The sequence below is a fragment of the Flavobacteriales bacterium genome, assembly GCA_020435415.1.
Lineage (GTDB): Bacteria > Bacteroidota > Bacteroidia > JACJYZ01 > JACJYZ01 > JACJYZ01.
In genome coordinates this window covers 1-12,368 of sequence record JAGQZQ010000095.1, presented here as the reverse complement: position 1 = coordinate 12,368, position 12,368 = coordinate 1, and the positions used below count along the sequence as shown (strand labels likewise).

Genomic DNA, 12,368 nt, shown 5'->3' with positions numbered 1-12,368 from the left:
TTTCACCGAACAATCAACAGCGTTCGAATGGAAGTAAAAATAGCACTTGTAACCGGTGGAAACCGGGGAATTGGTTTGGAGATCTGCAAACAACTCGCAGCCCGCAAGTATTTAGTGTACATGGGTGCCCGCGACATGGCGCAGGCTCAGGAAGCAATGCAAAAGGTCAAGGGAAAGGTCGAAGCAATCGGATTGGATGTAACCGACACTCATTCCATAAAAAAAGCGGCTATGTTGATCAAAAAGAAACATGGTAAGCTGGATGTGCTCTTTAATAATGCCGGAATAAGCATGGGAGCAAAAGGTGTGTTGGATACCACCATGAACGAATTCAAGCAAGTGATGAACACCAATTTCTACGGGCCATTACGCATGTCAAAGGTGTTTTTCAAATTGCTCTCGGAAAGTGAGGATGGACGAATCATCAATGTTTCCAGTGGTATGGGGTCCCTGGCTGATCTCAATGGCAAATATGCGGCCTACCGCCTGTCAAAATCTAACTTGAACGCATTGACCATTATGCTGTCCAAGGAATTTACCCATATGGTTAAGGTATTTGCGATGTGCCCGGGATGGGTCCGAACCGACATGGGTGGGCGCTCTGCAATCAGAACGGTTTCTGAAGGTGCAGAGACCGCGATATGGCTTGCGACCGATGAGATGGTAAGGGGTGGGAGGTTTTACCGGGATAAGAAGGAAATCGATTGGTAAGCGGACCCGCAGCAGTGGATGAGCAGGTTAGGAATCACCAAACCCGCTCATGCAAAGAATGTCACCGCATGGGTGATGACAATGACTTGTATTGCCCACACTGTGGCGTTCAACTGAAATCACAGCACCCTTATTCTTCCCAGGTCAGGTTCCCTGATGCCATTCAGAGGTCACCGGTATTCTATGTCAGGTATTTATTATTTCTGCTTGCTGCGCTTTCACTTTTAGGGCTTGCGGAACCACCCGTTGATATTTATGCCGTTGCCAATGTGTTAATTTCATTGGCCTATATCCTTCTGGCTTGGTTTACTTACCGTAGTCCGCGGTTTGGTGTTCTTTCAGGTATGTTATTCTATGTATGCCTTCAGTCATGGCAATGGATTCATGATCCTGACTACCTTGAAAAGGGAACCTTTTATAAAATTCTTTTCACCCTGGTTTTCCTGCGGGGCGTGCTTGCCGTATTTAGTTCCAAATACAACCAATCGGCAGGCTGGATGTCCCATACCTGTAAGAATTGCAAGCACTCGGTTACAGAAAAGTTTTGTCCGGCTTGTGGCATTTTTAATCAACCCACCAGCAAGCCATTTGTACATTTCCTTTTTATAGGTTCTTTTTTACTTTCTCTCGTGGGGTTCACGGTTGCCCATCGTTCCGGTTGGATATTCGGTGAAGGGTTCACCAGTGTACTTGCCATGGACATTTTGATTGCCTTAGTGGTGTTATTGTATGTTTGGCTGGACAGAGGAAATATGATTCCACTTCTAAAGACCCGACCAAAGATGAGGCCTTTGGCATCCGTTATTTTGGTCTCCGGGATATTTGCAATGGCCATTCATTTTTCCGTCGCATGGCTGCACGGTATGTATGAAATCCGATCCACATCATATGTAGATATGTTATCGGCTTCCCCTCACAGCTGGCTGGTGATTCCTGCGATAATGATTATTCAACCTGCCATATTCGAAGAGTTGGCTTTTCGTGGATTCGTGTATAACCGGCTGGAAGAAATTGTGCCTCCCCGTATGGCTTTAGTGTTTAGTTCCCTGCTTTTCGGAGTATTCCATTTCTCAACTGTCGCGTTGATATGGCTCCTACCGATAGGCTTTGTTTTCGGAATTTACCGCAGACTATACGGATCCATCTGGTATGGTGTTGTGGGGCACCTGGTATACAATGGACTGGTTATTAGCCTTGATTACCTCTTGTAACGCCGTTCGGGCTTATCCCTATCGCGTACGCCCAGTAAACTATTGACAACCGATAATACAAGGCTGAAGCCAAGGGCCCACCAAAAGCCATCTACCTGAAATCCATTGATCCAGTCGCTGGCCCAGAGTACCATCCAGGCGTTGATCACCAACAGAAAAAGTCCGAGGGTAAATACGGTTATGGGGAGCGTCAAGAGTATGAGAATGGGTTTGACAAAGTTGTTGACCACCGAAAGAAATACGGCTACAAGAAGGGTTGTTAACAATCCAACGAGGTGTACCCCTGGTAAAAGCCATGCTGTAATGGCAACGGCAATCGATGATAGGAGGATTCTGGCAAGCATTAAGACGTGTTTTTTTAAAGTTAATAATATTTGAAGGGCCGGTATTGTGATACTTGTTAAAAATTTCAAATTTGCATGTATGTGGAATGAACTGAATACCTATTTTGATCTGGCCCCCCTTACTTTGAAGGGAATTGGAATGGCCGTCTTATGCGGAAGCCTTGTAGGTATTGAGCGGCAAATTTTTGGAAAGCCAGCCGGCATACGAACCAGTATCCTTGTGTGTATGGGCGCATATGGTTTTGTGGTTTTGGCAAACTTTGGACCGGGGCAGCATCCTGATGCCGGTAGAATAATAGGTCAGATCGTTACAGGTGTGGGATTTCTGGGCGCTGGTGTGATGATGACCCATAGCGGAAACATCATGGGCGTAACTTCGGCAGCAGTTATATGGATACTCGCTGCAATGGGTGCATTTATTGGCATGGAGCGTTATGCTTCCGCTTTTACATTATCCCTCCTCACATTGTTTGTGTTGTTAGGAATCAACTGGGTGGAAAGGCATGTTAAGCCCCTTGGACGTGGTATTCATAAACCGGTGGATCTGGATAAAGAAGAATCCGGAAAGACAGAAGATTAATGGTGCCCAGTTTTCCGACGATTACCCCAAAGCCACATCAAGCACCATCATCACAATGAATCCACCGATAAATCCAAGGGTAGCAAAGTCGGAATACTTATCCTGCTGAGATTCCGGAATAACTTCTTCGATCACCACATAAACCATCGCGCCTGCAGCGAATGCCAGGGCGTAGGGGAGAACCGGTTCCGCATACATAACAGCAATGGCGCCAAGTACACCTGCGATGGGCTCCACAATGGCTGACAATTGTCCGTACCAGAATGACTTCCACCTCGTAACCCCTTGACGTCGTAATGGCATGGCCACGGCCAAACCTTCGGGAAAGTTCTGTAGCCCAATCCCCAGTGCCAAAGCAATGGCTGCCCCAAGATCCGCATGGGGCAATCCGGATGCTACCGCTCCGAATGCCACGCCCACAGCAAGTCCCTCCGGAATATTATGCAAGGTAATGGCAAGAATGAGCAGGGTGGTCTTGTGCCAATGCGTTTGCATTCCTTCCGCCTGCCCCTCCTTGAAATTGATGTGAAGATGCGGCATCGTTCTATCCAATACAAAAAGAAACAGAGCGCCTGCTAAAAAGCCGACGGCGGCGGGAAACCATTCCGGGACACCGCGGTTCTCCGACATTTCGATTGCCGGATTCAACAGTGACCAGAAACTTGCAGCGATCATCACACCTCCGGTAAATCCCAGCATGGTGTCGAACAACTTGCGCTTCATGCTTTTGAACATGAACACAAGCGACGCCCCCATTGCCGTTACCAGCCAGGTGAAGGTGGTGGCTACCAAAGCACCCATCACCGGATGCAAGTGTTCAAAGTAATTGCGGATTTGTTCTGTCATCATTCCTTGATCTCTACCACACAAAGATTCTTGGCAACACGATGGGTAAGGGTTAGTTGTGTTTTTCCATTGATCCTGATCTCCATCGAATCATCATACTCATGTTTATTGAGTATCTCCACTTTTGTACCAAGCACCAACCCCATTTTTTCAAGATGTTTGAGGAAAACATCAGAAGAGTCCTGAACACCCACAATGGTACCGGATTTTCCTTTTTCACATTCAGACAACAATATCATGGCAGGTCGGGTCTTAATGTTTCCATCTGCATCCGGAATCGGGTCGCCGTGTGGATCAAAACGTGGGAAGCCCAAGAATTTGTCGAGCCTGTTGGTAAGTTCCGGTGATTGGATATGCTCCAGTTGTTCTGCAATCTCATGCACCTCATGCCATTTGAAGCCCAATTTATCAACCAGGAACACTTCCCATAACCTATGTTTACGTGTGATGCGAAGGGCCACCTTTAATCCGGATGCGGTTAGTCTGGCGCCCTTGTACTTTTCATAAACAACAAGCTTTTTATCTGCCAGTCGTTTCATCATGTCCGTTACCGATGAAGCCTTTGTGTTCAGGCGACGTGCGATATCGTTAGTCGAAGCACCCTTCTTGCCATCCTCTTCCAAGCGTTGGATGGCTTTAAGGTAGTTCTCTTCCGCAAGGGTTTCCATACACGTAGATGTTTAGGGCAAAGATAAAATAAATTTAGATAAACCTAAAAATATATTTACCTTTGCCTTATATGTTGATGAGATATACCCTGAAACAGCGAAGCGCAAATACCCTGATCAAGGGAGCACCACCATTAAACGAATCATCAGCTTTGCAGATAAATATGATATGAGAAACTTCGTTTTAATACTTTTCCTTGCTTGCAGAACCATGATTACCCTAGCTGGTAACGCTTCAGATGGAGTAATCAAGGGAGTTATTTTGTCCGAAGGAACAGCCGTTGCTTATGCAAACGTTGGACTGGAGGGAACGTCGCTTGGCAACGCGGCAGATGTGAACGGGCATTTTGAGATCACATCCGTTCCGGCAGGTACATATACCTTATTTGTTTCTGCCGTTGGCTATGGTCCGTTAAAAAAAGATGTGACGATACGTTCCGGAGAGGTGGTTCAGGTGCGCCTGGAATTGCAGGAGCTAACGAATAATCTCCAGGAAGTTGTTGTAACAGGCACTATGAAAGAAACGTTTGTCTCCGAGTCACCGGTAAAGGTAGAGGTGCTTACTCCAAAATTTCTGCAAGCTAATCCCACAAATAATGTCATCGAAGCGCTGCAGACTGTGAATGGGGTGCAGGAGCAGATCAACTGTGGCGTTTGCGGAACAAACGACATCCATATCAACGGAATGGAAGGCCCATATACCTTGGTGCTGATCGATGGTATGCCTATCATGAGTGCACTGGCAACGGTATACGGTTTCAACGGCATTCCTATTTCACTGATCCGAAGGGTGGAGATTATCAAGGGACCATCCTCAACATTATATGGCACGGAGGCAGTAGGCGGCGTGATAAACATTATCACTAAAAGGCCGGAAGATATGGACCTGATCACCTTTAATACATTTTATACCAGCCACCGCGAGTCCAGTACAGATATTTCTATCACACCTTTCAGGGGAAAGAAATTATCAACCACGGTCAGTGGTAATTTTTACCGGAATCAATACCGGATGGATTTTAATAGGGACAACTTTACCGATATCCCTTTGAATGAAAGGGTCACGGTATACAATAAATGGAACCTGAAGCGCAAAGATGACCGGGCAGCCAGCCTTGCTTTTCGCTACTATTATGAAGATCGATTCGGAGGGGTGCTTAACTGGCAGGATAAGGACAGGGGAAGCGACAATGTATACGGGGAAAGCATTGAAACCAAACGATGGGAACTGATCGGAACCTATCAGCTGCCACTGAAAGAAGTAATCAGATTGGATTATTCAATGAATGGCCATCATCAGGACAGTTATTATGGCACCACCCATTACAAGGCAGACCAGTCTGTTTACTTTGCCAACCTTATATGGAACAAAGTCCTGTCAAATCATGACCTGTTAATGGGTACAACGGCCAAGTACCAATTGTACGAGGACAATTCACTGGCCAATACAAATGAGGCGAAGTTGGTTCACGGGCTTTTCCTTCAGGATGATATAACCATCCGGGAGCGAACGCATCTTTTGGCAGGAATCCGTCTGGATCATCATCAGGAACACGGGGTCATTATGGCTCCAAGATTGAGTATGAAGTATAAGGTCGGTACATATTCAACGGCCCGTCTTAATATGGGTACCGGATTCAGGGAAGTTCATTTGTTTACAGAAGACCATGCAGCTCTGACCGGGGCGCGAACGGTTTTAATCACGGAAAAGATCAAGCCGGAAGAAAGTTATAATGCCACCACCAACTTCAACCAGGTATACAATTTCATCGGCGGGGTCGGAACCCTGGACCTCGACGCCTTCTATACTTACTACACAAACAAGATCATTCCTGATTACGAAACGGACGAGAACCTGATCATTTATGATAACCTGGATGGCTATGGCATTACAAGGGGCTTCGCCTTTAACGTGCAGCAGCAATTTAAATTCCCGCTAAAGATGAATGTAGGTGCCACTTTTCAGGATGTATATGAAATGGCGCCTGATGTGAACGGAATCTCCCACCGGGTCAGCCAATTGTTTGCTCCCGTGGTATCAGGCACATTTGGCGTAGGGTATGAGTGGAAGAAGAAGGGGTGGAGCACCAATCTGACAGGAAGGGTGATGGGGCCACAGCATCTTCCCGCATTTGCCGCACCTTTTGACAGACCGGTAATATCCCCATGGTATACACTGCAAAATGTTCAGGTAACAAAGGTTTTTGATTGTGGGGTAGAGGTGTACGGAGGCGTAAAGAATATCTGGAACTATACCCAGCCAAGTCCACTGGTGGATCCTGCACATCCGTTCGGAGACAGATTTGATACTTCGTATGCTTACGGTCCGTTACAGGTCAGAAGATTCTTCGTGGGATTGCGCTTTAGCCTGAAGGAACTAAGAATGAAGAGTGAAGAATGAAAAATTAAGAATGAAGAATGAAGGGCGAGTGCACCTTCACCTTTTGTTATTCTTTAGCGTATTTGCTCAGTTTCTTCAATTCTTTTGCTACCCGGCCTGACCATTCTTCCTGTTGATCGGGTTTAACACCATGATCTGTGTTGCTGTCATATTGCTCCTGTAAACGGCGACAGTCCCGTGAGATATCCTGGAACAGTTTGGTGGCCAGTTTTTGTGTTTTAGGGTCGGCTGTTTTGAGTTTATCGAGTTCCTTTCTCAGCGTTCGTGCATGCCATTCTGCAATGTCAAAGTGAACTTGCTCATGTTTCAGCAATTCTTCCGTCCGGGCACCTTCTTTCACCCAAGAACGGTCGATATTGAACATGCAGTCTACTTCGTAAACGGTTTCTTGCACATTAGGTCCTTTCTTTCCATAATTATTGGGATTGATACTGCCCTTGAAGGTGATCCGGTAATCCGTCAAGGCTTTATACGGACTGTCATCGGCGGGAGGGCCCTGGAAATCTTCCCACTTCAGAGGTCTGTTCTCGCTCCATGCGATGGTTTTGCCTTCGTCCTGAAATAAACCAAAAGACATGATAAGGCCCAGAAATACAATAGAAACAACTGATTTGAAATAGTACCTGGTCGAACGCATTTACCTAAAGTTACGAAACTTGACCGCACAGGTTCCATTCCAATACAATTTTACTATTTTTGTGCCCGCCTGTAAAGGCAAAGAATACAGTTACACCACACGGAGAGGTGGGTGAGTGGCTGAAACCAACAGTTTGCTAAACTGTCGTACTGGGAAACCGGTACCGGGGGTTCGAATCCCCCTCTCTCCGCAGTGAAGTAAAAGGCCCTGTTTTGACAGGGCTTTTTTGTTTTCAGGGTAATGACATCCAAGCGCGCTTGAGATGGCAGTACCCTGAAAACAAAAAAGACGACCGCAGCAACGCGGAGGTCGGGCCTTTACTTCACTGCTGGCCCCCTACGCGGGATCAACGGAGCGAAGCGGAGTTAATCCCGTAAAAACTGTGTGAGCAGCAGCATACAGCATACAGTTCGTGGCCGTAAGCTTCCTTGCTCCAAATTGTTTCCAACCCTGCAAGCTGGCTCGTCGCTAAAATGACCCACCGGGTCATTTCTTCACGCTCCGCCCTCCCTGTATGATCACACTGCAGGCCCCCCACCTGGGATCACAGAAAGTAATCCCCCAAAAACAGTGTGAGCATAGAGCAACAGCATACAGGAAAAATCCGTAAGTTCTCATGCTTCGATTTGTGTCTTCTTGTATACTAGAATAAGAAAAGCGGGAGCAGGTTGCTTTATTTAAGTCGTTCTTCCCATGAATTGGGATTCCGGCTGGTATGGAACACACCCAATATCCGGATATTTTCCTTTTCCACAAGGTAATGAATACCGTACGGAAAACGGCTTATGTAGAATATTCTTATTTTCTTATATACGACCTGGCAGGTACGCGGATTGCGGGTGAGACTGAAGAAGGCCGCTTCCAAACAAAGCTCAAAATCTTTACCTAAGCCGTCACGCTGGGTTTCATACCACACAAAGGCATCAAGTATATCAAATCTTGATTCATCAGACAGCCACAGCCGATATCTCACTATTTACCGGAATGTAGATCGCGTTTTACTTCTTCCCAGCTGAAAAACCTGGTTTCTCCTTTTAGGTAGCGATCCAAGCGCTTATCCAGTTCCTTTTTATGGGCCTCACTTAACTCAATATCCTGCGGATTTATGCTATCCCATAGTTTCTCTATCAAGAGGATGCGTTCAGCCACACTCAGTTTCAAAAGGTCTTGTATGGTAATGGTATTACTCATATTTCAAAGTTAACGTATTTTATTCTCGTTCTGTTTCTTTTGTTATTCGATTTTCAGCAACCTCATCGGAGACATTCAAAAGGATATAAACCACCCCCAACCTTTCTATAAACCGGTTCAACTTGTAAAAGATGTAATAGTTTGGAACACGCGCCCGCCCGCTGATGAGCTGGCAAAGCCCTGAAAACAAAAAGCAATGATCCTCCATAGTCCGATACTATGGAGGATCATTGCTTCATGCTGTCCCCAAAACAGCATACATTAAGAGCGTTCAGAAAGAGGAATCACTCAATTGGTCTTCACGACCTTTGTTATAGCATACGTTTTGCCCGTTATGACTTTGACAAAATAGACACCATCCTGATCAGTAGTCATATTAAAAGTCAACCGTTGATCGGAAGAAGAGAACGTCTTCTCATGAACGACCTCTCCCAGCATGTTCACCAACTGCACCTGGCCTCCCTGGCTGCCAGCATTCTTAATCCAAATATGCACGCTACCCTGGTGAACCGGATTCGGGTATACCATCACACTCTTATCGGAAGATTTTTCTTCCTGGCTTACGCAGCCGACCGTAGCTATAACGGTTGAACGGGTGCTGTTACAACCACCCGTCCAGGTAATGTCCCAGTCATAGAAGAAGTACGATCTGCGTTGCTTTCAAAGAGTTCCACATTTTTTCGTCGGTATTCGTGGCTTTTCTCCGGATTGCCTATTCCATGATAATAATACATATTGGCGCCATAGAAAAAGCGCCGTGCGTCAAATGACAAGGCATCTGCCTCCCCCTGCTCAAGTGTTTTTTTGAACTGTTGATATTCCTCCAGGTCACCTTCATTTCGAATCCCCCCCTTCATCTTATGCAAAGCAAATATGTGATCTGACAGTCCCAGATATTCATATTTGTTTTGAAGTTTGGAGATCATATCACTGACCTCCTTATAGTGCTCGGTCATATAATTTGCCAAACCATCGGCAGGGGTTGATTGCAGTGCAAGAATTCTTTCCAGGTCAAGGATATGCAGCAGGTCGTTAAACAGATCATGTGTCGTTGCCAGCTTTTTTCCTTTTTGCAGTTGTTTGCTTCCTTGTTCATAAAGCCCCCTATTGATCAGTATCCGGGCATAGTTGATATACCTTTTTGTCTCGTCCTGGATGGATGCCCTGGCATGAAGGTTATCGAGGTGTACCAGGATCAGATTATACAGATTGTGCTTTTGAGCGGACAGGTATTTGGAAGCTTTACCCAATTCCTTCTTCAACTTCTGCTCATCGTACTCACTCATCTTGTCAAGTGTGTCGAAAAGCAAAACGTAGTTATTTTGATCACCTCCGATCACATGACGTTTTGCGAAGATCTTGAAAGACCTCTTCTCGCTTGACGTCATTGTCTTTATCAACTCCTGTAATTTATCCTGTTTTGCCATGAACCTATGCTTTCCGGATGTTTATCTCCAAATTCATTTAAACAATAAGTTTAGGGGGATTGTTACCTCACTCGTTAACTTCCTTGCTGTTGTTTGCAACGCAGTATTTCGAATAACAGGACTGGACTTAAATAAAGCGCAAATATACTTTATATTGACTTCTGTTCGAAACATTTTACCTGAATACTCTTGAGCTCCCCTTGCTCCTGTTCCTGGCATTAACCTCCTATGAAGGCCGGAAGAAAATTGTAACTGACTTTGATGAGTCACAACTGGTAGGATATGAATTACGTATTTCCAATGCCCGCCACGAGGAAAATCTCCCCGATAGCACGGTCACAGAAGAGGATCTGACCTTGATCATGACCTTTCTGAGATACAAAGAGCGCAATAAACCGGTAGACCGTTAACTTTCGGTTTTTCGCTTCAATTCCTTCGAAACGAACTATTTAATAGTCTGTAAAACAGATTAATACGTATAAATACGTAGGATTAGTTATAGGGATAATAGTTACCTTCGTTGTATAAACTTGATGCACAGTGATCCAATGTATTATCGTTGATGACGAAAAGAAAAACCGGGAGGCGCTAAGCAAAATGCTTGACCAATTTTGCCCGAATGTGAAAGTAGCCGGAGAAGCGGATTGTGTAAACGAAGCCAAAGATTTGGTTAACCAAACCAATCCTGATCTGGTATTTCTTGATGTGGAAATGCCGGGTGACGATGGTTTCTCTTTGCTGGAACAGGTAGATAACCCAAATTTTGAGGTCATATTCACCACCGCGCATGCTGCCTATGCAGTAAAGGCGATAAAATTCGCTGCACTGGACTTTCTTTTGAAGCCTATTAATCTGAGCGAGTTGAGAACGGCGGTTGATAAGGTTGGAAACAAACTGGAGCAAAAACAGGAGAAAGAAGTCAATCCCACAATCGACCTGATCAAAAGCAGTAAGAATGTTAAAGGCTTTGAGTTTTCAAAGATTGCCTTACCAACAGCCGATGGCATTGAGATTTGTGATGTATCCGACATCCTGCGTTGTGAAGCCGACCGATCGTACTGTATTTTTTACTTCAGGGACGGCAACCGGGTGATGGTCTCACGTAGCCTGGGAGAATATGAAGAAATGCTCACCGAGTGCAATTTCTTCAGGGTGCATAAGTCGCATATGGTCAATCTGCAGCACATCAAAAAATACCATAAAGGGCAGGGAGGCTATGTAACGCTGGTAGATGGAACGGAAGTGGAGGTTTCCGCCCGAAAAAAAACGGAACTGATGCAGGTCCTTGCAAAGATAGGGATGTAGAAAGTGCCTGAGATCAAAACATCAGGTAGAGCGCAAGTATCACACCACCAAAAACCACGAGATAAATAACGAAATTTCGAATTCTTTCGCGCTTACGCCTGACGTGCAGAGCTTGCTTGAAGTTTTCGATTTCCTTTTCAGTGGCATCCTTGAACTGTAAGGGGTCACGGTGATTTCCGGCATATCCTTCCAGCAGTTCCTTTCCGCTTTTGCGCTTACCTCTAAGTGCCTTGTTGGCCTTCAGCGAATTGATCATCGCCTGTACCTGGCCACCGAAACTGTGCATCATAGCACTACTTTATAATATACACAGGAGATTCTCAATCAGAGTCACCTTCCTTTAAAAGCACAGAAATATCCTGAATGAGCCGGTCCACGTCCTCCGGGGAAGTACCATCATAATATCCCCGGATCCTTTGTTTGGTATCGATAAGAATAAAATTCTCCGTGTGTATGAAGTCGGCTTCACCACCATCACCCTCTGTGGTAACTGCGAAGTAAGACTTTCTGGCGAGGTCATAGATCTCGGTTTTTTCTCCTGTAAGGAACATCCACTTTTCTACAGAAGCATTTTGTTTCCCGGCGTACTCTGCCAACACAGACACAGAATCTCTCTGAGGCATCACACTATGGGAGATGAACATGACCCGGGGATCATCCTCATAAGCGTCGTACACCCGCTTCATTTGCACGGCCATATCCAGGCATATTCCCTGGCAAGTGGTAAAAAAGAAATCTGCAACATAGACCTTAGACTCCAGGTCTTTTTTAGAGATCGATCGACCTTCCTGGTTTAGCAGCTGAAAATCTTTGATGTGATGATCATGCTGAACATTCCGCACCGATTCGTCAACAAGCTTTGGGTTTACATCTGAAGGATTGAATACCGGAAGTGCTTTCTGACCGGCTTCTACATTGATGAAATACCCGATCGTTACACCTGTCACAAGCACACCAACGAGCCATCCCAACCTTACTTTCTCCGATCTTTTTAACATACAGTTGCAGTTGTGACTTCAAAGTTACCAGAAAAACTTATTTTTGCCT

At 45.5% G+C, this 12,368-nt stretch carries 16 protein-coding genes and 1 tRNA gene; 7 read left to right on the top strand and 10 right to left on the bottom strand.

Annotated elements, in window-relative coordinates; translation table 11 throughout:
- Both KDD36_12760 and KDD36_12755 read left to right on the top strand, forming a co-directional pair.
- Nucleotides 1-711: SDR family oxidoreductase (locus KDD36_12760; protein ID MCB0397521.1), on the top strand; the 711-nt coding region annotated here is incomplete at its 5' end.
- Nucleotides 712-779: 68 nt separating this feature from the next.
- Entirely contained in the window at nucleotides 780-1,922 is a 1,143-nt protein-coding gene (locus KDD36_12755) for a CPBP family intramembrane metalloprotease (protein ID MCB0397520.1), read from the top strand.
- On the opposite strand, the gene KDD36_12750 is transcribed toward KDD36_12755, so the two are convergent.
- Nucleotides 1,910-2,266 carry a phage holin family protein gene (locus KDD36_12750; GenBank protein MCB0397519.1) on the bottom strand — a complete coding sequence of 119 codons (357 nt, stop codon included), beginning with the start codon at nucleotides 2,264-2,266 and terminating at the stop codon, nucleotides 1,910-1,912. The two genes, KDD36_12755 and KDD36_12750, sit on opposite strands and share 13 nt — an antisense overlap.
- A gap of 79 nt (nucleotides 2,267-2,345) precedes the next feature.
- Here KDD36_12750 and KDD36_12745 point away from each other — a divergent pair, with 79 nt between their 5' ends.
- A complete protein-coding gene (locus tag KDD36_12745; protein MCB0397518.1) occupies nucleotides 2,346-2,846 on the top strand; it encodes an MgtC/SapB family protein in 501 nt (166 codons plus the stop codon).
- Between the two features lie 21 nt (nucleotides 2,847-2,867).
- Here KDD36_12745 and KDD36_12740 read toward each other — a convergent pair whose 3' ends face one another.
- Both KDD36_12740 and KDD36_12735 read right to left on the bottom strand, forming a co-directional pair.
- Nucleotides 2,868-3,692, bottom strand: coding sequence for a ZIP family metal transporter (locus KDD36_12740; GenBank protein ID MCB0397517.1), 825 nt, complete (start codon nucleotides 3,690-3,692; stop codon nucleotides 2,868-2,870).
- Nucleotides 3,692-4,360 (bottom strand): metal-dependent transcriptional regulator, encoded by a 669-nt coding sequence (locus KDD36_12735; GenBank protein ID MCB0397516.1) that lies wholly within the window; start codon nucleotides 4,358-4,360, stop codon nucleotides 3,692-3,694. The genes KDD36_12740 and KDD36_12735 overlap by 1 nt, the downstream gene beginning before the upstream one ends.
- Nucleotides 4,361-4,571: 211 nt before the next feature.
- Between KDD36_12735 and KDD36_12730 the strand changes: the two genes are divergently transcribed.
- The gene (locus KDD36_12730; GenBank protein ID MCB0397515.1) at nucleotides 4,572-6,761 is read left to right on the top strand and encodes a TonB-dependent receptor; all 2,190 of its coding nucleotides are present in this window, start codon (nucleotides 4,572-4,574) and stop codon (nucleotides 6,759-6,761) included.
- Between the two features lie 46 nt (nucleotides 6,762-6,807).
- Here the strand turns inward: KDD36_12730 and KDD36_12725 are convergent, their stop codons facing one another.
- Nucleotides 6,808-7,398, bottom strand: a complete 591-nt coding sequence (locus tag KDD36_12725) for a DUF922 domain-containing protein (GenBank protein ID MCB0397514.1) — start codon at nucleotides 7,396-7,398, stop codon at nucleotides 6,808-6,810.
- Between the two features lie 101 nt (nucleotides 7,399-7,499).
- Here KDD36_12725 and KDD36_12720 point away from each other — a divergent pair.
- Nucleotides 7,500-7,588, top strand: a tRNA-Ser gene (locus KDD36_12720).
- A gap of 483 nt (nucleotides 7,589-8,071) precedes the next feature.
- Here the strand turns inward: KDD36_12720 and KDD36_12715 are convergent.
- From KDD36_12715 to KDD36_12700, 4 genes are all read right to left on the bottom strand, one after another.
- The gene (locus KDD36_12715; protein MCB0397513.1) at nucleotides 8,072-8,371 is read right to left on the bottom strand and encodes a type II toxin-antitoxin system RelE/ParE family toxin; all 300 of its coding nucleotides are present in this window, start codon (nucleotides 8,369-8,371) and stop codon (nucleotides 8,072-8,074) included.
- A complete protein-coding gene (locus KDD36_12710; GenBank protein ID MCB0397512.1) occupies nucleotides 8,371-8,589 on the bottom strand; it encodes an addiction module protein in 219 nt (72 codons plus the stop codon). Before KDD36_12710 ends, KDD36_12715 begins: the two co-directional genes overlap by 1 nt.
- Nucleotides 8,590-8,877: 288 nt before the next feature.
- Nucleotides 8,878-9,120, bottom strand: coding sequence for a T9SS type A sorting domain-containing protein (locus KDD36_12705; GenBank protein ID MCB0397511.1), 243 nt, complete (start codon nucleotides 9,118-9,120; stop codon nucleotides 8,878-8,880).
- 47 nt (nucleotides 9,121-9,167) lie between these two features.
- Entirely contained in the window at nucleotides 9,168-10,016 is an 849-nt protein-coding gene (locus KDD36_12700) for a hypothetical protein (GenBank protein MCB0397510.1), read from the bottom strand.
- Between the two features lie 200 nt (nucleotides 10,017-10,216).
- Between KDD36_12700 and KDD36_12695 the strand changes: the two genes are divergently transcribed.
- Entirely contained in the window at nucleotides 10,217-10,426 is a 210-nt protein-coding gene (locus KDD36_12695) for a hypothetical protein (protein MCB0397509.1), read from the top strand.
- A gap of 130 nt (nucleotides 10,427-10,556) precedes the next feature.
- Entirely contained in the window at nucleotides 10,557-11,321 is a 765-nt protein-coding gene (locus KDD36_12690) for a response regulator transcription factor (GenBank protein ID MCB0397508.1), read from the top strand.
- A 13-nt stretch (nucleotides 11,322-11,334) separates the two neighbouring features.
- Here the strand turns inward: KDD36_12690 and KDD36_12685 are convergent, their stop codons facing one another.
- Nucleotides 11,335-11,610 carry a hypothetical protein gene (locus KDD36_12685; GenBank protein MCB0397507.1) on the bottom strand — a complete coding sequence of 92 codons (276 nt, stop codon included), beginning with the start codon at nucleotides 11,608-11,610 and terminating at the stop codon, nucleotides 11,335-11,337.
- Between the two features lie 31 nt (nucleotides 11,611-11,641).
- The gene (locus KDD36_12680) at nucleotides 11,642-12,319 is read right to left on the bottom strand and encodes an SCO family protein (protein MCB0397506.1); all 678 of its coding nucleotides are present in this window, start codon (nucleotides 12,317-12,319) and stop codon (nucleotides 11,642-11,644) included.
- Between the last annotated feature and the right edge of the window lie 49 nt (nucleotides 12,320-12,368).

Excerpts from the sequence above, each read along its gene's own strand:
- KDD36_12755 (MCB0397520.1), top strand. The coding sequence starts at position 780 with ATGGGTGATGACAATGACTTGTATTGCCCACACTGTGGCGTTCAACTG.
- KDD36_12750 (MCB0397519.1), bottom strand. The coding sequence starts at position 2,266 with ATGCTTGCCAGAATCCTCCTATCATCGATTGCCGTTGCCATTACAGCA.
- KDD36_12745 (MCB0397518.1), top strand. The coding sequence starts at position 2,346 with ATGTGGAATGAACTGAATACCTATTTTGATCTGGCCCCCCTTACTTTG.
- KDD36_12740 (MCB0397517.1), bottom strand. The coding sequence starts at position 3,692 with ATGACAGAACAAATCCGCAATTACTTTGAACACTTGCATCCGGTGATG.
- KDD36_12735 (MCB0397516.1), bottom strand. The coding sequence starts at position 4,360 with ATGGAAACCCTTGCGGAAGAGAACTACCTTAAAGCCATCCAACGCTTG.
- KDD36_12730 (MCB0397515.1), top strand. The coding sequence starts at position 4,572 with ATGATTACCCTAGCTGGTAACGCTTCAGATGGAGTAATCAAGGGAGTT.
- KDD36_12725 (MCB0397514.1), bottom strand. The coding sequence starts at position 7,398 with ATGCGTTCGACCAGGTACTATTTCAAATCAGTTGTTTCTATTGTATTT.
- KDD36_12710 (MCB0397512.1), bottom strand. The coding sequence starts at position 8,589 with ATGAGTAATACCATTACCATACAAGACCTTTTGAAACTGAGTGTGGCT.
- KDD36_12700 (MCB0397510.1), bottom strand. The coding sequence starts at position 10,016 with ATGGCAAAACAGGATAAATTACAGGAGTTGATAAAGACAATGACGTCA.
- KDD36_12685 (MCB0397507.1), bottom strand. The coding sequence starts at position 11,610 with ATGATGCACAGTTTCGGTGGCCAGGTACAGGCGATGATCAATTCGCTG.
- KDD36_12680 (MCB0397506.1), bottom strand. The coding sequence starts at position 12,319 with ATGTTAAAAAGATCGGAGAAAGTAAGGTTGGGATGGCTCGTTGGTGTG.